Below are 19,927 nucleotides of genomic sequence, written 5' to 3' on the forward strand. Positions count from 1 at the left end.
GAGGTTAACAAAAATGCCCCAGTTCTATAGAACTGGGGCATTTTTGTTTATCGGCACTGTGAACCAACAATTTAACAATTCGACTTACTCCATATTATACTTATCAACAAACTGACGCTTCGCCCGGTCACCTTTCCGCACAAAAGGTCGGATAATCAGGCGTGTACCGTTTTCGTAGGTAAAGAACCGGTATACCCAGTTGCTTAGCACCACCAGTTTGTTGCGGAAGCCTATGAGATACATAATGTGCACAAACAGCCATGTTACCCAGGCAAAGAAACCGCCCAAATGGATGTCTTTCGGCAAGTCAGCCACGGCACGGTTTCGCCCGATGATGGCCAATGAGCCCTTATCGAAGTACTCAAATTCCTCCAACTGCTCTCCTTTAATAAGGCGTTTCAGGTTCTTAGCCAGTAATTTTCCTTGCTGTATGGCAGGTTGTGCTACCCCCGGATGCCCTTTAGGCCATTTGTCGGTTTTCATGAGGGCAATATCTCCGATCGCGAAAATATTATCGTAGCCGAGTACCTGGTTGTAGCGGTTCACCAGTATGCGTCCTCTTTCCACAGCCTCTGCCGGTAGTCCGTCGATCAGGGCACCCTGTACACCGGCAGCCCATACCAGTGTTTGTGTCTGAATCTGCTCTCCTCCTTTGATGGTGGCCACATAGCCGTCATAAGTTTCTACCAGCGCATTCAGCTTCACAATGATGCCCAAATCCTGCAGGTATTTCAGTGTCTTCTCACTCGACTCCGGGGACATCGGTGGCAGCACGCGGTCCATACCTTCTATAAGGTAAATATTCATCCTGCTGAAGTCCACCCCGGGATAGTCTGTCGGAAGGATATGCTTGCGCATCTCAGCCAGGGCCCCTGCTGTTTCTACACCAGTCGGGCCACCACCCACAATCACGAAGTTGAGCAGACTTTGCTGCAGATCCGGGTCAGCGGTCATACTAGCCTGCTCAAAGCACTGAAACAGCTGGCTGCGCAAATTCAGGGCATGCGGAATTTGCTTTAATGGAAAAGCATTTTTCTTCACTTCTTCGTTGCCGAAGTAGTTGGTCTTGGTACCTGTCGCTATGATGAGGTAATCATAGGGTAGATCACCCACTATAGTATGAATGGTCTTGGAAATGGGGTTGACACCATTTACTTTGACCAAGCGGAAGTGAAAGTCTTCGAACTCGTCGCTGCCAAACATCTTGCGGAGCGGCTCGGCAATAGAGTCTGGCTCCAGACCTGCAGTGGCTACCTGGTAAAGCAGCGGCCAGAAACCATGGTAGTTCTGACGGTCAAGCATCACAACCTGGAAATCCTTGCACTTTAATTTTTGGGCTACATTAATGCCCCCAAATCCACCGCCAATGATCACGACACGGGGTTTGGTTGTATCAGGTATATTGAGCGATAATTTATCTATATCCAGCATAATGTGAATTTTTATCTTTTGAAAGCATACATAGCGCAAGTCTATACAGGGCCAATTAGTATACGTTTCTTTCTATATTGGGGACTAACGCAGCCTGATGTTGTTGGTTACTTTTGGTGCAATTATGAGCGCTGCGCAGCTCATCTGAGCCATAAAAAGAGCCCGGCTCAGGTATAGCTATACCTGAGCCGGGCTCTTCAAAATTTCAACGTGATTACTTCTTGTTGTTAAACTCTCCGTTCCGGAGCATATCCAGCAGTTTGATGATTGCGAACGGACTGACAGTGGGGAACATATTGCGTTGCTCCTGCCGCTGCACCTGCTGCATGTTCCAGGCCCTGAAGTTGGCGTTTCCGTCCATCGGCGTTACACTGAAAAGCTCTTCGAGCCGTTTGGGGTCGAGGTTCCGCATGGCAATGGCCATCCCGTCATCCGGTAGCTTCACGGCCAGCACGGCCTCCCTGAAATCGCGCTCTGTAGGCCACGGGAACACCTGAACCTCAGGCAGCTGCGTCGGATCTTCCTGCATCTGCATGATAATGGAGTAGCTCTGACTCTGATAGTTCTTCGGTATTTTCAGGTATTGCTTTTTATAACCTATAGCGCTGAACACGACACTGTCACCGGTCAGCACAGGCACTGAGAAGAAACCATAGGCGTTGGTTTGTGTACCGCGGCTAGTCTTGGGCACAAACACGTTCACGCCGGCCACGCCATAAAGGCTGTCGCCGATGGTCACGAAACCGGTCAGCTGCACTACCCGCTTATGGCCCTGTGCTGCCGCCTCATTGGGCGCTCCCATTATCAGGAAAGCAAAAAGGGCCAGGGGCAACAGGAAGCCGAGGGCACGCTTATTTCTAAGTAGTAGTCTTTGTAATTGGGGCATCATGTAGTACAATAATACTTCATATAATTTTATTATAGCAGCTTTTGGCTAATTTTGTTCTGACACGCTTTCAAATATGAGGCTCAAACACTTCAGTCTTTCCTTCGGAGAACAGGTTTTAAAGGCGCTGGCAGACGACTCACGCCTGCGCATGCTGCACCTGATCCTGCGCAACAAGGAAATGTGCACTTCCGACCTGGAGCATGTGTTGGACTTCACCCAGACCAAGACCTCGCGCCACCTCGCCTACCTGCGTAATGCCGGCCTTGTGGTGCCCCGCAAGATCGACCAGTGGGTATATTATTCCCTAAAGGAAGAAGGCTCCGATTTCGTTCAACAGATCTTCACATACCTCGAACGCGACGCCATCCTGCAAAAAGATCTGGAAACCTACCGCATTCTGTACTCTAACCGAGAACTGGCCGTCAACCGCATGCAAACCCGCCGCTGGACAGACACTTAGCACTTATTAAGACAAGTTTTTAGTTCATTGGTTTAAACAGTGATATAGAACTTTTAGTATAATTAGCCTGCTATTGTTGCACATATTTTTTAAACATACCGCCCGCCAAGTCGTTTCTCTATAGCTGAGACTCTTATTATGAAGCCATACAAACACATATTCTTTGACCTCGACCACACCCTGTGGGACTTTGAGAAAAACTCCGAGGAGACCCTCTATACCTTATTCCACGAGTTTGGCTTGGCTGAGTTCGGCAAATTCGATTGCGACTCCTTTTATAAGAAGTACAAATTTGTGAACTACCTCCTGTGGGATCTTTATAATAAAGGAAAGATCGATCAGAAAGAGTTGCGCGAGTCCCGCTTTGTGAAAACCCTGACCGGGCTGGGCCTGGAGCCACATCAGGTACCGACAGGTATATCCGAGGCTTATACCGACCTGTGCCCGCAGAAAACGGCGGTATTCCCCTATACCTTTGAGGTGCTCGACTATCTTAAGCCCAAGTACGGTCTCCACATCATCACCAACGGCTTCAAGGATGTGCAGTACATCAAAATGAACGGCTCCAAGCTGACAGATTATTTCAAGGAGATCATTACCTCCGAGTGCTGTGGGTATAAGAAACCGGACAAGCGTATTTTTGAGCATGCACTCGACCGTATAAAGGTACGTCCTGTGGAATGCCTGATGATCGGCGACAACTTAGAATGCGACATTGATGGCGCTCGCCTGGCGGGTATAGACCAGGTTTTCTTCAACCCGGAGAAGAGCAAAAGCAAGCTTTCCCCTAAACCTACTTACCACATCCACTGCCTGAGCGAACTACAGGCCATGTTATAGCAAAGCTATACCCTTTACAGGCCGGAAAATAAAATAATTCGCCTTACCTTTGTATAGGGTGGCTGCCGCATGCAGTTACTCGAATGTCTTATTCTGAATCTGTAAAATATCAAAAAGAGATGGCAACAGGATTTTTTAGAGTACCAACACCAGTAAACGAACCTGTAAAATCGTACGCGCCGGGTTCTCCGGAGCGTGAGGAACTGCAGCGCACTTATAAAGAACTTAAGTCAAAGGAGATCGACGTGCCGATGTACATCGGTGGCGACAAGGTATATACTGACAACAAGAAGCCGATGCTTCAGCCGCACGACCACCAGCACATCCTGGGTCACTTCAGCGAAGGCGACGCGTCACACGTGGAACAGGCGATTAACGCAGCGCTTGCCGCACGCGAAGAGTGGGCTGCCATGGGCTGGGAGCACCGTTTGAGCATTTTCCTGAAAGCCGCTGAACTGCTGGCTGGTCCATGGAGAGCACGCATGAACGCTGCCACGATGCTGGGTCAGTCGAAGAACGCTTATCAAGCCGAGATCGACTCTGCCTGCGAATTGGTGGACTTCCTGCGCTTCAATGCACAGTATGCTACTGAGATCTACCAGATGCAGCCGGAGTCATCACCGGGCGTATGGAACCGCATGGAGCACCGTCCCTTGGAGGGCTTCGTTTTTGCTTTGACACCATTCAACTTCACGGCTATTGCCGGTAACCTGCCAGCCTCTGTTGCCATGATGGGTAACGTTGTGGTTTGGAAGCCTGCCCACACGCAGATCTATGCCGCGCAGATGATCATGGAGCTGTTCCGCGAAGCTGGCCTTCCGGATGGAGTTATTAACTTGGTATATGTAGACGGCCCTACTACTGGTGATGTGATCTTCAACCACGCTGATTTTGCGGGTATCCACTTCACAGGCAGCACCGGCGTATTCCAGCATATTTGGAAGACGATCGGCACGAACATCCACAAGTATAAGTCATATCCACGCATTGTAGGTGAGACGGGTGGCAAGGACTTTATCGTGGCGCACAGCTCGGCCGACGCCAAGCAGGTAGCGACAGGTATCGTGCGTGGTGCTTTCGAGTATCAGGGCCAGAAATGCTCTGCCGCTTCGCGTGCTTACATCCCGAGCAATATTTGGGAAGACGTGAAAAACTATGTGGTGGAAGATCTGAAGACTTTCAAAATGGGGCCTCCAGAGGATTTCTCAAACTTCATCAACGCCGTAATCGACGAGAAGTCATTCGACAAGATTGCCCGCTACATCGACAACGCCAAGGAGAGCAACGAGGTTGAAATCATTGCTGGTGGTAACTACGACAAATCGAAAGGCTACTTCATCGAGCCAACTGTATTGCTGTCGCACAACCCGCAGTATGTGACCATGTGCGAGGAAATCTTCGGACCGGTGATCACGATCTACGTGTACGACGAGAACAACTTCGAAGAGACGCTGGAGCTGGTGAACTCGACGTCGCCATACGCTTTGACAGGTGCCATCTTTAGCCGCGACCGTTATGCCGCTGAGTTCGCTACGAAGAAGCTGGAAAACGCGGCCGGTAACTTCTACATCAACGACAAGCCAACCGGTGCCGTGGTAGGACAACAGCCATTCGGTGGCGCCCGCGCTTCGGGTACCAACGACAAGGCCGGCTCTATGCTGAACCTGTTACGCTGGGTGTCTGCCCGCTCTATCAAAGAGACCTTCGTAACACCAACAGACTACCGCTACCCGTTCCTGGGTGAGAATAAATAAGGTATAGTTTATACCTGAAATAGGAAGCACCACGCTCGTTAAGGGCGTGGTGCCTTTTTATTTGGGCTAGTGTATGGCGCGAGCGTCCACGCTCGTGTCTACTATGGTGGGGCCTCTGGCCTCTTTAGTATAAATTGCGTACTGTTTCTCAAAATTTATGCTTATGTCCGAGAAGTACAAGATTTACAAAGGCGGCCTTTTCTTCGTCACCCTCATAGTGGTTGGCTGGATCGATATATTCACCAGAAGAGAATATGCCGACGAAGTAGTGCAGAACCTAAACTACTGCAGCAAACACAAAGGACTGCAGGTTTACAGTTATTGTTTAATGCCCAGCCACCTGCACATGATTTGCTCGGTAGAAGATGGCAATCTAAGTGGTGTGCTCAGGGATTTCAAGAGTTATACGGCTAAACAAGTATTAGCCCAAATTGAAAACAATCCAATAGAGAGCAGAAAAGAATGGTTGCTATACCTGTTCCGCTTCTTCAAGCAGCACAACACGCATAATAAGGAGTTCCTGTTTTGGCAGCAGCACAACCATCCCATTGACTTGACAGACACACCAATGCTGCAGCAAAAGATAGACTACATTGAGCAGAACCCGGTTGTGGCTGGCTTGGTAACTGATGCGGCTTATTATACTTTTAGCAGCGCGAATCCGAGTAGTGCTGTTATTCTATCGGAGGTATAACCGCAACGGGGCCAGAGGCCCCACCATAGTAGACACGAGCGTGGACGCTCGCGCCATCAACCTGCCAAATCCATGTTCCAACACCCACCCCGCCATACCTGAAAAGCTTGCTCTAAAACCAGCCGATTTTAAACCAACCCCCTCCCTCTCAGTCCAAAACCACACAGAATTGCATTCACACCGACCGATAATACTTTAGAACAATTTTAAACGCTATTTACATTGGATATAGTCTTTTGATTGTTGGCTATTTATCCCTAATTTTGCTCCCAAATTTCAATAAAGCATTACAGCAATATGGAAACTACTGGTACTCAGTATCTACCGTCGGACTACCTCCCTATTTTGATACAATTTGCGGCAGCGCTCGGCTTCGTTATTTTCGCGCTGGTGGTGACGCATTTACTCGGCCCGAAAAGAAAAAGTGAGGTAAAAGGCGCCTCTTGGGAAAGTGGCGTGGAGTCGGTGGGCGATGCGCGTACCCCTATCTCCTATAAGTACTTCATCACGGCCATCCTGTTCGTGCTGTTCGATATTGAAATTATCTTCATGTACCCTTGGGCGGTGAACTTCCGCGAATTCGGTCTGGAAGGCTTCCTGCCGATGATGTTATTCCTTGGTGTGATCCTGGCTGGCTTCTTCTACGAAATCAAAAAAGGCATTCTCAAGTAGTTCGGCACCAGTAAACTTTTATAGGGTAAACGGTGTTTTTGCAGGGGTAAACAGAGATTAAAACTCAGAATTTCAGAAACATGAGCGATACAAATAAAGATATAAACATGGTAGAGGCACCAGAGGGCCATAGCGGCGCTGGTTTCTTTGCCACTTCCTTCGAAAAAGTGATTGGTCTGGCCCGCGCAAACTCGCTTTGGCCACTGCCTTTTGCCACTTCTTGCTGCGGTATCGAGTTTATGGCGACCATGGGCTCTACCTACGATATTTCACGCTTCGGTTCGGAGCGCCCAAGCTTCTCGCCACGTCAGGCCGACATCCTGTTGGTAATGGGTACCATCGCCAAGAAAATGGGACCTGTTGTGAAGCAGGTATACGAGCAGATGGCCGAGCCACGCTGGGTGGTGGCCGTGGGTGCCTGCGCCACGTCAGGCGGTATTTTCGACTCGTACTCTGTACTGCAGGGTATAGACCGTGTGGTACCGGTGGACGTGTACGTGCCGGGCTGCCCGCCAAGACCGGAGCAGATTCTGGACGGTTTGATGCGCGTACAGGATTTGGCCAAAAACGAATCACTACGCCGTCGTCACTCACCTGAATATCAGGCACTTTTGGCTTCTTACAACATTAAATAAGCAGCATGGAGCTTACGAACGAAAACGTACTTGGTAAACTGATTGCGCAGTTTGGAGAAGAAAACATCAGGGATGCTTACAACCCGGATGGTATCATGACTTTCACGACAAACCGTGAGAACATCATCGCCCTGATTCAATACCTGTATGACGACAAGGACCTGCAGGTGCAGTTCCTGACCACGATGGCAGGCATCCACTTCCCGGACCACAAAGGTATGGAGATGTGCATGATGTACCAGTTGCATAGCCTGCGTCACAATTACCGTCTGCGCATTAAGGTGTTTGTGCCTGCCGAAGACCCGGTATTACCGACGCTGACCGGCATTTACGCCACCGCCAACTGGATGGAGCGTGAAGCCTATGACTTTTACGGTTTCATCTTTACCGGTCACCCGAACCTGATTCGCATACTCAACATCGAAGAGATGGAGTATCACCCGATGCTCAAGCAGTATCCGCTGGAAGACCAGACAAGGGAAGACAAAATTGATACGTATTTCGGACGCTAAGCCAGATAAACCACTATGGCTACTGATAATAAAACAGCTGACACTGACCAGTTGCAGGAATTCCGCGATAACCGCGACCTGAAACTGCAGGACAAGAAGAACGAGAACCTGACGACCCTGAACCTGGGTCCGACGCACCCGGCTACCCACGGTATCTTCCAGAACATCTTGCAGATGGACGGGGAGGTTATCATGGACGCGGTGCCGACCATCGGGTATATTCACCGTGCTTTCGAGAAGATTGCCGAGCGCAGACCGTTCTACCAGATTACGCCGCTCACTGACCGCATGAACTACTGTTCGTCCCCTATCAACAACATGGGGTACCACATGACAGTGGAAAAGCTTCTGGGTATAGAAATCCCGAAGCGTGCGCAGTACATCCGCGTGATTATGATGGAGCTGGCCCGTATCTCCGACCACCTGATTTGTAACTCCATTCTGGGTGTGGACTCCGGCGCTTTCACCGGCTTCCTGTACGTAATGCAGGAGCGCGAGCACATTTACGACATTTACGAAGAGGTATGCGGTGCCCGTCTGACGACCAACATGGGTCGTATCGGCGGTATGGAGCGCGACCTTTCTCCAAAAGCCTTGCACCTGATTGGTGAGTTCCTGAAGCGCTTCCCGAAGGTATGGGCAGAGTTCGAGAAAATGCTGACCCGCAACCGTATCTTCATCGACCGTACGGTGGGTGTGGGTGCCATTTCGGCTGAGCGTGCTTTGAACTACGGCTTCACAGGTCCTAACCTGCGTGCCACCGGCGTGGACTACGACGTGCGCGTGATGAACCCTTACTCTTCTTACGATGATTTCGAGTTCGAAATTCCGGTTGGCGAGAAAGGCGACACTTACGACCGCTTCTTAGTGCGCAACGAAGAAGTATGGCAGAGTTTGAAAATCATTGAGCAGGCTTACAAAAACCTGCCGGAAGGTTCTTACCATGCCGATGCCCCGCACTACTACCTGCCACCAAAGCAGGAGGTATATACCAGCATGGAAGCGCTTATCTATCACTTCAAGATTGTGATGGGTGAGATTGACGCTCCGAAAGGCGAGGTATACCATAGCGTGGAAGGCGGCAACGGCGAGCTTGGTTTCTACCTGATCAGCGACGGCGGCAGAACGCCATACCGTCTGCATTTCAGAAGACCTTGCTTCATCTACTATCAGGCTTACACGGAAATGATCAAAGGCGGTCAGCTGGCCGACGCCATCCTGACGCTGAGTAGCCTGAACGTGATTGCCGGCGAACTAGACGCCTAAGGCAGTGAACAGTAATCAGTTATCAGTAAACATTATTAGAATACTGAAAGAGGAGATTGATTACTGTTTATTGTTAATTGTTAACTGAAAAATACCTGTTAACTGTTAATTGTTAACTGACAAATGATACAAAACGCATTTAAGTTTTCTGATAAGGCCCTTGCTGAGATTCAGCGCTATATCAGCCATTACCCGGAAGGACGCCAGAAGTCGGCCCTGTTGCCTGCCCTGCACGTTGCGCAGGCGGAGAACAACGGCTGGGTGAGCCCTGAAGCGATGGACGCGATTGCCGAAATCCTGAACATACAGCCAATCGAGGTATACGAGGTGGCTACTTTCTATACCATGTTCAACCTGAAGCCGGTTGGCAAGCACGTGCTCGAGGTATGTCGCACAGGCCCTTGCTGCCTGCGCGGTGCCGACCAGATGATTGAGACATTCAAACAGAAGCTCAACATCGAAGAAGGCGAGACAACGGCCGACGGTATGTTTACCCTGAAGCCAGTGGAATGCCTTGCTTCGTGTGGCACAGGCCCGATGCTGCAGGTGCGCGAAACCTACTACGAGAACTTGGACAGCGAAGAAGCAGTGGACCAGTTCATCGAGATGATGCGCAACAAAGAGGTGGAAACGCCTGAGTGGGCGAAGTAATTCATTGATAAATCAGGCAGCTTGCCTTAACATAGCAACTGCAGAGCTATATATCCTGTCACAATGGGAATCAAGATATTAACCGAACATATTAACGTACCGGGTATCGAAACCTTGGAGGTGTATCGCAAGCATGGCGGCTACCGCTCGGTAGAGAAGGCCCTGAAGACGATGACCCCGGATGAAGTGGTGGAAGAAGTGAAGACATCAGGCCTGCGTGGTCGTGGTGGCGCTGGCTTCCCGGCCGGTATGAAGTGGAGCTTTTTGGCGAAGCCGGAAGGCGTTCCGCGTTACTTAGTTTGCAACGCCGACGAATCGGAGCCGGGCACTTTCAAGGACCGCGTGTTCATGGAGAAAAACCCGCACGCCCTGATCGAAGGTATGATTACATCGAGCTATGCGCTGGGTGCGAACACGTCTTATATCTACATCCGCGGTGAATTGTTGTTCGTCCTGCGCATTCTGGAAAAAGCAATCGCCGAGGCGTATGCAGCCGGTTTGCTCGGTAAGAACATTTTGGGTTCAGGTTACGACCTCGACCTGCACGTAGCGCCGGGTGGTGGTGCGTATATCTGCGGTGAAGAGACAGCTCTACTAGAATCACTGGAAGGCAAGCGTGGCAACCCGCGTAACAAGCCGCCATTCCCGGCGGTGAAAGGTCTGTTCCAGTCGCCAACCGTGGTAAACAACGTGGAGACCATCGCGTCTGTGCCTTGGATTGTAAACAACACAGGTGCGGAGTACGCTAAGATAGGTATAGGCCGTAGCACGGGCACCAAACTGATTTCTGCCAGCGGTAACATCAACCGTCCCGGCGTTTACGAAATCGAGCTGGGTGTCCCGGTGGAGGAGTTCATCTACTCTGACGAGTACTGCGGTGGTATCTGGAAAGGCAAGCAACTGAAGGCCGTAGTGCCAGGAGGTTCTTCTGTTCCAATTCTGCCAGCTGACCTGATTATGAAAACAGCTGCCGGTGAGCAACGCCTGATGACGTACGAATCGCTGTCTGACGGTGGATTCGTGAGCGGCTCTATGCTGGGTTCAGGTGCCTTTATCGTATTCGACGAAGACCAGTGCATCGTGCGTAACACGTGGAACTATGCCCGCTTCTATCATCACGAGTCATGCGGACAGTGCAGCCCTTGCCGTGAAGGTACAGGCTGGATGGAGCGCGTGTTGCACCGCATCGAGCACGGCCACGGCCATCAGCAGGACATCGACCTGTTGGTAAGCGTAGCCAAGCAGATAGAGGGTAACACGATTTGCCCGCTGGGTGACGCCGCAGCATGGCCGGTAGCCAGCGCGATCCGTCACTTCCGCGAGGAGTTCGAGTGGCACATCAAGCATCCGCAGGAAGCTACGGCTCCGGGCGCGGTGTACAGAGGACAGTTAGCGGCAGCTACTGTATAATTAAAGTTTAATTAAGCGCTTGCTATACCTTGGTAGGCGAGCTTTGAATAAGATAAAAGATGGCTAAAATAACATTTGACGGCATCGAGGTAGAGGTAGAGGATGGAACCACCATCCTGCAGGCCGCCCGTAAAATCGGTGGTGATGTAGTGCCCCCTGCCATGTGCTTTTATACCCCGCTGAAAGGCAGTGGCGGTAAGTGCCGTGTGTGCCTGGTGAAGGTAACGCAGGGTTCTGCCCGCGACCCACGCCCTATGCCGAAACTGGTTGCTTCGTGCATTACGCCAGTACAGGACGGCATGGTGGTGGAAAACACAACCAACGAAGAAGTACTGAACGCCCGCAAGGGTATCGTGGAGATGTTGCTGATTAACCACCCACTTGATTGCCCTGTGTGCGACCAGGCTGGTGAGTGTGACCTGCAGAACCTTTCCTACGAGCACGGTGTGAGCGCTACCCGCTACGAAGAGCCGCGTCGTACTTTTGACAGAGTAGACTTAGGTCCATATATCCAGCTGCACATGACGCGTTGCATTCTGTGCTACCGTTGCGTGTACACCGCCGACCAAATCACAGAGAAGCGTGTGCATGGCGTATTGGGCCGTGGCGACGCAGCTGAGATTGGCACTTACATCGAAAACGTGATTGACAACGATTTCTCCGGAAACGTGATTGACGTGTGCCCGGTGGGAGCTTTGACAGACAAGACATGGCGCTTTAAGAACCGTGTATGGTTCACGAAGCCTCTGAACGCGCACCGCGACTGCCCTACCTGCAGCGGTAAGGTAACGCTGTGGGGACGTGGCGACACGGTGCTTCGCGTAACCGCCCGCAAGGACGAGTACGCCGAGGTGGAAGAGTTCATTTGTAATACCTGTCGTTTCGACAAGAAAGAGATGACTGACTGGACCATCGAAGGACCACGCCACATCGACAGAGGTTCTGTTATTTCGGCCAACCACTATGAATTGCCTGTAGTGAACGTGCCGATTGTACCGAACCTGCCTAAATCTACTGTTAAAAAAATGCCAACGGAATAAAGCATGGATTCTGTAGTTCTCATATACAAGGGTATTTACATTCTGGCCATTTTCGGTATTTCATTACTGATTGCGACCTACTCGACTTACTTTGAGCGTAAGATTGCCGCTTTCATCCAGGACCGTGTGGGTCCGAACAGAGCGGGTCCGATGGGTTTGCTGCAGCCATTGGCTGACGCCGGTAAATTGTTCTTCAAAGAGGAATTTATACCTGCTAATGCAAACAAAACGCTCTTTATCCTGGGTCCGGGTATAGCAATGCTGGTAGCAGCGATGACGAGTGCGGTTATTCCGTTCGGCGACACGCTTATTTTAGGCGAAACATCATTTGACCTGATAGCCATTGACGTAAACATTGGAATACTTTACATTTTCGCTGTGGTGTCGCTGGGTGTGTACGGTCTGATGATTGGTGGCTGGGCTTCGAATAATAAGTTCTCGCTGTTAGGTGCCATCCGTGCCGCTTCGCAGAACATTTCATACGAACTAGCCATGGGCCTTTCGCTGATTGCGGTACTGATGCTGAGTGGTTCGCTGTCGCTGAAAGTAATTGCCGAGCAACAAGCCGGATTTAACTGGAACATCTGGTACCAGCCGCTGGGCTTCCTGATTTTCCTGATTTGTGCCTTTGCCGAGACAAACAGAACTCCATTTGACTTACCTGAATCTGAAGCCGAACTGATTGGCGGTTACCACACCGAGTATAGCTCTATGAAACTGGGTATGTACCTGTTTGCCGAGTACATCAACATCTTCGTAGTGTCGGCTGTGATGGCGACACTGTACTTTGGGGCCTACAACTTCCCGTTCATGGAGAACCTGCGCAATGCGTTCGATGACCCTGTTTTGGGTAACAACGTGGTGACCATACTGGGTGTGGGTGTGATGTTCGCGAAGATTTTCGCCTTCATCTTCTTCTTCATGTGGGTGCGCTGGACACTACCGCGTTTCCGCTACGACCAGTTGATGAAGCTGGGCTGGAACATCCTGATTCCGCTGGCCATCCTGAATATCCTGCTTACGGGCGGTGGCATTCTACTCTACGACTATTTTACACAAGGATAACGAAATATTGAATGCTGCCATGCCAGGCGCTGTTATAGACAGACAGCATAGACAGCAATCATAATCGAGATACAATGGAACCACTATCTAATAGAAAAAAGAACGTAGCACAAAAGGAGATGACGCTTTCGGAGCGCATGTACCTGCCTGCTATCGCTCAAGGTTTGGGGATTACACTGAAGCACTTCTTCAAGAAGAAAGCGACAATCAATTACCCGGAAGAAACACGTTCGCGCAGCGAAATCTGGCGTGGTCTGCACGTGCTGAAGCGCGATGAGAACGGTGCTGAGCGTTGCACGGCCTGTGGTCTGTGCGCGGTGGCCTGCCCTGCCGAAGCCATCACCATGACGGCCGGTGAGCGCAAGAAAGGTGAAGAGCACCTGTACCGCGAAGAGAAGTACGCCGTGACTTACGAGGTGAACATGCTGCGTTGCATTTTCTGCGGTCTGTGCGAAGAAGCCTGCCCTAAGGCTGCCATCTTCCTGCAGGACGACAAACTTGCCCCAGCCCGTTACGAGCGCGACGAATTCATTTACGGCAAAGACCGCTTGGTAGAACCGTTAAAAACCACTGAAACCAAATAATCCGATGACAGAAAGTCTGTTTTTCTTCTTTGCTTCGCTAACGCTGCTTTGCGCCCTGATGGTTGTTATTTCCAAGAACCCTGTGTACAGCGTTATCTTCCTGATCCTGACATTCTTCACCATATCAGCACACTATATATTGCTGAACGCCCAGTTTTTGGCAGCGGTAAACATCATCGTATATGCAGGAGCCATCATGGTACTTTTCCTATTTGTACTGATGTTCATCAACACAGGTAAGAACGTGGAAGGCACCATGAAAAGGAATGTGCTGGCCAAAATAGCCGGTACAGTAGCTGGTGGCTTGCTGTTCACGGTAGTAGTAGCTGCTTTGAAAGATGTAACACTCGGCCACCCGGATCCAGCCACGTTCAATTCGCAGGTTGGTATGGTAGAGAACCTGGGCAAAGTGCTTTTCACCAAGTATATGCTGCCGTTCCAGTTAGTAGCAGTACTATTCCTCGTATCTATGGTAGGTGCTGTGATGATTGGCAAGAGAGAAGCGGGAGAGCAGAACTTCTAATCGAGTTATACCTTCAAAAAAATAGAGAGCCAGTGCTGCAAAGTGCTGGCTTTTCTTTTTGTCTGAATCAGGATTTACAGGATTTAAAGAGGGTCCCTACCCCACGGATTTTTAGGATCCGTGGAAATGGATATAAAGTAAGATGTCGCAAATTTAGCGGTAGCGCAACTTGTGACTGTTCTTGGGGCCAGTTTATAACTGGCAGGTACCATGGTCAAATTTTTAATACGCCGGTTTCAAACTGGCCGTCATGAATTACCATAAGTTACCTCTTCACTCAAACTTGCGGTATGGGAAAAATTTTATTGCTCTACCGTCAACATAACTTCAAGTAATTCAGACCCACCCAGATCATCATCTGAAACTACTACCAGGCGATACCTGCCTTTCCCTTCTCGCTTTTTAACGACCAACGATTCTGCCTTGCCTGTATAAAGTTCTCCATCCGCTTGTAGCATAGGTGTGGCAGGAATTTGCAGAGTATCCTGTTTTCCTATCGCATTGAAAGGAATATAGCCGATGTAACTACCCAGGACCTCCCCATCCCCGTAGGCGTCGTTCGTATCTTCCAGTGAAGCTGTAAAAAAAAGCTTGTCATCATATACATAAGCACCAGAAAAGCCCGCCTGCAGGAGTTCCAACTCGGGCAAACGGAAATAGGCAAGCTCTGGCTTTGGCAACTGCACTGCAGATTCTGACAAGAGATAAGGTATAAATTCGGCCAGATTATAGGAAATCAACATGTTCTGACCGGTCCCGATAGCGCGCTGCATCAGGTAAAGCCGCCCATGCCCGGCAGCTACACCTTCTATGTTGAGCAGACTTTCTCCTAACTTCATCTGCGCTTCGAGTTCTTTGTAGAGAGGATCCAGATCTATGGCCTTTGCTCCATGAGTGTCTGCTCCCTCTCTACAGATATCATCACCGCAAATGTTGTAAAGATAGGCCTTACGTCGGGCTGGGGCTGAGCCAGAACCCATCATAAGAAGATAGGGCTTGCCCTGATGTTGCAAAAGGGTCATGCCCTCCAGGTCGGCTTTATCAGCTTTGGCGATGCGCCCATTTTCGAAGCCGGTTGTGTCAAAGATCGCTTCATGGGATAACAACCGGTAGTTTTTGTCCAGCTTGTATAGGTATGGAGAATCGTCGCCAGTCACATAATAATGGTCACCCAGCATCTCAAGCCCGGAAGCAGATGGCAGGTTATCGAAGTGAAGGTGCTTCTCAATAGTAGCTTTCATAGTCAGATCGGCATGATAAGGTGTAGCGGATGATGCGGTAGTTGGCTGTTGACAAGACGAAAACAGTGCAACCAGGCAAAACAGGTATAGCAGAGGTAAGTATTCTAACTTCATACAATTTTAGAGCAACCAGGTTATAGCATCCTGAATGGACAAATCAGCTTCGCTATACCTGATCAGGTGCAGGTATAGCACGAGTGCGACTTGCCATCAAAAATAAGTCTTATACCCTACGCAGCCTGAAAAGGAAAGTATAAGCTGTAGCTTAACAAGGCGTGCCTGCATTAACTAAAATATAAATCTTCAGGGACATGAAACCTTGTTACAGATCGGGCAAGAAGATTAGAAATATGTTATGGATTTTACAAAAATGGGGATAACTTTGCGACTTGATTTCAGAATTGTAATTTACCAGTAATACGTTCAGCACCCTAGACGATGAACCAAATGCCAGAGGTTATCCGGACCATCCCGCTTGAATTCTACCTTTATTTTAGCACAGCCCTTTTCGCCATTGGCGTAATCGGCGTTCTCACCAGACGAAACGCGATTGTTATTTTTATGTGTGTGGAGCTGATGCTCAACGCCGTGAACGTGCTGATGGTCGCTTTGTCGGCCTACCGCTCTGACCCGAATGGACAAATCTTTGTGTTCTTCATCATGGCAGTGGCGGCAGCGGAGGTAACAGTTGGTCTGGCCATCATCGTGATGATTTACCGCAATATCCGCTCAACCAACGTGCAATTGCTGAACTACCTCAAGTGGTAGCCGCACCCCTAAATAATCTGAATAGCTTAACTAAATCATACGCTAAATGCAAGAAGTAGTAATGCCCTTCAACAACCAGGAAATGGCGCTGCTGTGTTTGCTTGTTCCGCTCCTGCCGTTCATCGGCTTTCTGATTAACGGACTTGGCAACCGCAAATTGCCCAAGGCCCTTGTGGGGCTGCTGGGCTCTGGCACCGTGCTGGCCTCTTTTCTGATATCGGTATACCTGTTCATCGACTTCACTTCCAACGGCAGCCGGCCTTACATCGTCGACCTCTACAACTGGTTCTCGGTAGGCAGCCTTGAGATTGGGTTCTCGTTCATGATTGACCAACTCACCCTGCTGATGCTCTTGATGGTAACCGGTATCGGTTTCCTGATTCACGTGTACTCAGCGGGTTACATGAGCCACGACGAAAACTACGGCAAGTTCTTCTCTTTCCTCAACCTGTTCATGTTCTCAATGTTGCTGCTCGTGATGGGCTCTAACTACGTGATGATGTTCGTGGGCTGGGAAGGTGTGGGTCTTTGCTCCTACTTGCTCATCGGCTTCTGGAACAAAAACACCAACTATAACAATGCCGCCAAGAAGGCCTTTATCATGAACCGTATCGGCGACTTGGGCTTCCTGCTGGGCATTTTCCTTATTTTCATCACCTTTGGCAGCGTGAGCTACCCAGAGGTATTCCTGTCTGCTTCGCAGATGACGGGCCTGACCGATAGCGGTGTGATGATTGCCATTACCATGCTCCTGTTTGTGGGTGCGATGGGTAAGAGTGCGCAGATTCCGCTCTTCACATGGCTTCCTGACGCGATGGCGGGTCCAACGCCAGTGTCGGCCCTAATTCACGCCGCTACGATGGTGACGGCGGGTATCTACATGGTGCTGCGCTCGAACGTACTGTATGTGCTGGCCCCGACCACGATGGAGTTTATCGCTATCATTGGTCTGGCTACTGCCCTGTTGGCCGCTACGATTGGTCTAGCGCAGAATGACATCAAGAAAGTGCTGGCTTACTCTACCGTGTCGCAGTTGGGCTTTATGTTCCTCGCACTCGGTGTGATGGCTTTCTCTTCTTCTATCTTCCACGTACTCACGCACGCTTTCTTCAAGGCCCTCCTATTCTTGGGTGCTGGCTCTGTGATTCACGCGGTGAGTAACGAACAGGATATCCGCAACATGGGTGGCCTGCGCAAGTGGCTGCCGATTACGTTCATTACCTTCCTGATTGGTACACTCGCGATTTCAGGTATACCGCCGTTCGCTGGTTTCTTCTCTAAGGACGAATTGCTGGCGCATGTGTTTGAGCACAACAAGCTGATGTGGGCGCTCGGCCTGCTGGCTTCGTTCATGACTTCGTTCTACATGTTCCGCCTCCTGTTCCTGACCTTCTTCGGTAAGTTCCGTGGCACAGAGGCGCAGCGTTCGCACCTGCACGAGTCACCATCTTCTATGACCATCCCGCTGATTGTACTGGCTATCCTGTCCACTGTAGGTGGTTTCATCGGTCTGCCAGCCGTGTTCAGCGACACGCATACCTTGGGTAACTTCCTGTCGCCAATCTACAACTTTGCGCGTCAGGCCAACGGTGCCGCACTGGAGGCGCCGCACATCGACCACGCCACGGAATACATCCTGATGGGCGTTTCGGTTGTCGTGTCGCTTATCGCCATTATCATTGCCTACTTTATGTATGTGAAGAAAGAAACAGTGCCAGCTCCTGAGGGAACGCGCCTGTCTCCTATCCACAATCTGATTTACAACAAATACTACATCGACGAGATTTACGACACCGTGTTCGTGCGTCCGGTAATGGCCATGTCAACGGCTTTCCACCGCTTTGTGGATGTGATTGTAGTGGACGGCATTGTAAACGGCTTCGGCAAACTGGTGATGGCAAGCGGCCGCGTGCTGCGCCTGACACAGAGTGGCGTAACTGGCTTCTACATCTTCGTGATGGTGGCCAGCATCGTTCTGATTCTATTTTTAAACTTCTTTATCGCTTAAGGTTCTAAGAAGATGATTACAGCTCTATTACTTTTCTGGCCTGCCCTAGCTGCACTGCTGGTGCTGCTGATTAAAGGCGAAGGTGCCAAGAAAGTGGCTTTTATAGCAACGCTAGTTGAGTTTGCCATTGCCCTGTTTGCAATCGTAAACTTTGTTCCGGACGCCACCACACAGTTCGCCCTCGACATGCCGTGGATGGAGCGTGCAGGTATCGGTTTCACCATCGGCATGGACGGCATTAGCCTCCTGATGGTGCTTCTGACGACCTTCCTGGTGCCGCTTATCGTCCTTTCTTCTTTCAAGCACGACTACAAAAACCCGCACGTGTTCTACGCGCTGGTGCTGTTTATGCAGACCGGTCTGATTGGGGTGTTCGTGGCGATGGACGCGTTCCTGTTCTACTTCTTCTGGGAAGTGGCCCTTATTCCGATTTACTTCATCGCAGCCATCTGGGGCGGTGCGCGCAGGATTCCGGTTACGTTCAAGTTCTTTATCTACACGATTTTCGGTTCGCTTTTCATGCTGGCCGCTTTCGTATACCTGTACTTCCAGACGGCAGGCACAGAGCTGGCGGCGCACTCGTCTAACGTGAACGCCTTCTACCAACTGACGCTGGACAGCGCGACGCAGAGCTGGATTTTCTGGTTCCTGTTCCTTGCTTTTGCCATCAAAATGCCGGTGTTCCCGTTCCATACCTGGCAGCCCGACACCTATACTGAGTCTCCTACGCAGGCGACGATGTTGCTGGCGGGTATCATGCTGAAGATGGGTATCTACGGTGTGCTGCGCTGGTTGCTGCCTGTGGTGCCGTTGGGCGTGAGCCAGTGGGCTGACCTCGTGCTGGTGCTTTCCATCATCGGTATTGTGTACGGCTCTATCATCGCCATCCGTCAGCGCGACATGAAGCGACTGATTGCCTACTCGTCTATCGCGCACGTAGGCCTGATTGCGGCAGGTATCTTCACCCTGAACGAGCAAGGTCTGCAGGGCGGCGTGATTCAAATGCTGAGCCACGGTATCAACGTAGTGGGCTTGTTCTTCATCGTCGATATCATTTTCCGCAGAACCAACACGAGAGAGATTGCCAACCTGGGCGGTATCACCCAGACCACGCCGGCGCTTTCTATCATGTTCCTGACACTGTTGATGGGTTCTGTGGCGCTTCCGCTCACAAACGGCTTCATCGGGGAGTTCCTGTTGCTGTCGGGCGTGTTCCAGTACAACCACTACTTCGGCGCTGTGGCCGGCCTGACCATCATTCTGGGTGCGGTATACATGCTGCGTATGTTCCAGGGCGTGATGTTCGGCACGAAGTCAGAAGCCACCGAAGGCTTCGCTGACCTGACCTTCCACGAGAAAGCCGTACTGATTCCGCTGGTGATTATGGTCTTCTGGATTGGTCTGTTCCCGAACACGTTCCTGAGCATTTCAGAGCCTGCGGTTGGACAGCTGCTGAGCATTATCAACCGATAGTCCGCACGATA

Annotated in this window: 20 protein-coding genes; 17 read left to right on the top strand and 3 right to left on the bottom strand. The window is 50.5% G+C overall.

Going from position 1 to position 19,927, the window contains the following annotated elements; genetic code table 11:
• Positions 1-84: 84 nt before the first annotated feature.
• Together BW972_RS16325 and BW972_RS16330 are read right to left on the bottom strand one after the other, a co-directional pair.
• Complete coding sequence (locus BW972_RS16325; protein WP_076422892.1) at positions 85-1,431, bottom strand: NAD(P)/FAD-dependent oxidoreductase; 1,347 nt, start codon at positions 1,429-1,431, stop codon at positions 85-87.
• Between the two features lie 214 nt (positions 1,432-1,645).
• Positions 1,646-2,320 (bottom strand): carboxypeptidase-like regulatory domain-containing protein, encoded by a 675-nt coding sequence (locus BW972_RS16330; protein WP_234986416.1) that lies wholly within the window; start codon positions 2,318-2,320, stop codon positions 1,646-1,648.
• A 73-nt stretch (positions 2,321-2,393) separates the two neighbouring features.
• On the opposite strand from BW972_RS16330, the gene BW972_RS16335 reads away from it, so the two are divergent.
• The 14 genes from BW972_RS16335 (at position 2,394) to BW972_RS16400 (ending at position 14,426) form a co-directional block, all read left to right on the top strand.
• Positions 2,394-2,780 carry an ArsR/SmtB family transcription factor gene (locus BW972_RS16335; RefSeq protein ID WP_007655215.1) on the top strand — a complete coding sequence of 129 codons (387 nt, stop codon included), beginning with the start codon at positions 2,394-2,396 and terminating at the stop codon, positions 2,778-2,780.
• A gap of 138 nt (positions 2,781-2,918) precedes the next feature.
• Positions 2,919-3,620, top strand: coding sequence for a YjjG family noncanonical pyrimidine nucleotidase (locus tag BW972_RS16340; protein ID WP_007655217.1), 702 nt, complete (start codon positions 2,919-2,921; stop codon positions 3,618-3,620).
• A gap of 119 nt (positions 3,621-3,739) precedes the next feature.
• Positions 3,740-5,374: an L-glutamate gamma-semialdehyde dehydrogenase gene (pruA, locus tag BW972_RS16345; RefSeq protein ID WP_076422894.1), complete on the top strand. Its 1,635-nt coding sequence runs from the start codon at positions 3,740-3,742 to the stop codon at positions 5,372-5,374.
• A gap of 163 nt (positions 5,375-5,537) precedes the next feature.
• Positions 5,538-6,068, top strand: a complete 531-nt coding sequence (locus BW972_RS16350) for an REP-associated tyrosine transposase (protein WP_076422895.1) — start codon at positions 5,538-5,540, stop codon at positions 6,066-6,068.
• 297 nt (positions 6,069-6,365) lie between these two features.
• The gene (locus BW972_RS16355; RefSeq protein ID WP_007655223.1) at positions 6,366-6,740 is read left to right on the top strand and encodes an NADH-quinone oxidoreductase subunit A; all 375 of its coding nucleotides are present in this window, start codon (positions 6,366-6,368) and stop codon (positions 6,738-6,740) included.
• Positions 6,741-6,820: 80 nt separating this feature from the next.
• The gene (locus BW972_RS16360; RefSeq protein WP_007655226.1) at positions 6,821-7,375 is read left to right on the top strand and encodes an NADH-quinone oxidoreductase subunit B; all 555 of its coding nucleotides are present in this window, start codon (positions 6,821-6,823) and stop codon (positions 7,373-7,375) included.
• Between the two features lie 5 nt (positions 7,376-7,380).
• Positions 7,381-7,887, top strand: coding sequence for an NADH-quinone oxidoreductase subunit C (locus BW972_RS16365; protein ID WP_007655228.1), 507 nt, complete (start codon positions 7,381-7,383; stop codon positions 7,885-7,887).
• 15 nt (positions 7,888-7,902) lie between these two features.
• On the top strand, positions 7,903-9,153 hold the full coding sequence (gene nuoD / locus BW972_RS16370; protein ID WP_007655230.1) for an NADH dehydrogenase (quinone) subunit D: 1,251 nt from the start codon (positions 7,903-7,905) through the stop codon (positions 9,151-9,153).
• Positions 9,154-9,276: 123 nt separating this feature from the next.
• Positions 9,277-9,804, top strand: coding sequence for an NADH-quinone oxidoreductase subunit NuoE (gene nuoE / locus BW972_RS16375; protein ID WP_007655231.1), 528 nt, complete (start codon positions 9,277-9,279; stop codon positions 9,802-9,804).
• A 63-nt stretch (positions 9,805-9,867) separates the two neighbouring features.
• Positions 9,868-11,214 (top strand): NADH-quinone oxidoreductase subunit NuoF, encoded by a 1,347-nt coding sequence (gene nuoF, locus BW972_RS16380; RefSeq protein ID WP_076422896.1) that lies wholly within the window; start codon positions 9,868-9,870, stop codon positions 11,212-11,214.
• A 59-nt stretch (positions 11,215-11,273) separates the two neighbouring features.
• A complete protein-coding gene (locus BW972_RS16385) occupies positions 11,274-12,254 on the top strand; it encodes an NADH-quinone oxidoreductase subunit G (protein ID WP_076422898.1) in 981 nt (326 codons plus the stop codon).
• 3 nt (positions 12,255-12,257) lie between these two features.
• Positions 12,258-13,319 (top strand): NADH-quinone oxidoreductase subunit NuoH, encoded by a 1,062-nt coding sequence (gene nuoH / locus BW972_RS16390; RefSeq protein ID WP_007655234.1) that lies wholly within the window; start codon positions 12,258-12,260, stop codon positions 13,317-13,319.
• 74 nt (positions 13,320-13,393) lie between these two features.
• Positions 13,394-13,903 carry a NuoI/complex I 23 kDa subunit family protein gene (locus BW972_RS16395; protein ID WP_076422899.1) on the top strand — a complete coding sequence of 170 codons (510 nt, stop codon included), beginning with the start codon at positions 13,394-13,396 and terminating at the stop codon, positions 13,901-13,903.
• Between the two features lie 4 nt (positions 13,904-13,907).
• The gene (locus tag BW972_RS16400; RefSeq protein ID WP_007655244.1) at positions 13,908-14,426 is read left to right on the top strand and encodes an NADH-quinone oxidoreductase subunit J family protein; all 519 of its coding nucleotides are present in this window, start codon (positions 13,908-13,910) and stop codon (positions 14,424-14,426) included.
• Positions 14,427-14,728: 302 nt separating this feature from the next.
• Here the strand turns inward: BW972_RS16400 and BW972_RS16405 are convergent, their stop codons facing one another.
• Complete coding sequence (locus tag BW972_RS16405; RefSeq protein ID WP_234986417.1) at positions 14,729-15,781, bottom strand: DUF6929 family protein; 1,053 nt, start codon at positions 15,779-15,781, stop codon at positions 14,729-14,731.
• A gap of 324 nt (positions 15,782-16,105) precedes the next feature.
• Between BW972_RS16405 and nuoK the strand changes: the two genes are divergently transcribed.
• From nuoK to BW972_RS16420, 3 genes are read left to right on the top strand one after another with little or no spacing between them, the layout of a single operon-like run.
• Positions 16,106-16,435, top strand: a complete 330-nt coding sequence (nuoK, locus tag BW972_RS16410) for an NADH-quinone oxidoreductase subunit NuoK (protein WP_076422901.1) — start codon at positions 16,106-16,108, stop codon at positions 16,433-16,435.
• Positions 16,436-16,481: 46 nt separating this feature from the next.
• On the top strand, positions 16,482-18,443 hold the full coding sequence (gene nuoL / locus BW972_RS16415; protein ID WP_234986418.1) for an NADH-quinone oxidoreductase subunit L: 1,962 nt from the start codon (positions 16,482-16,484) through the stop codon (positions 18,441-18,443).
• Positions 18,444-18,455: 12 nt separating this feature from the next.
• Positions 18,456-19,916 carry a complex I subunit 4 family protein gene (locus BW972_RS16420; RefSeq protein WP_076422902.1) on the top strand — a complete coding sequence of 487 codons (1,461 nt, stop codon included), beginning with the start codon at positions 18,456-18,458 and terminating at the stop codon, positions 19,914-19,916.
• Positions 19,917-19,927: the final 11 nt, after the last annotated feature.

Origin of the sequence: Pontibacter lucknowensis, from assembly GCF_900156415.1 — a bacterium.
GTDB lineage: Bacteria > Bacteroidota > Bacteroidia > Cytophagales > Hymenobacteraceae > Pontibacter > Pontibacter lucknowensis.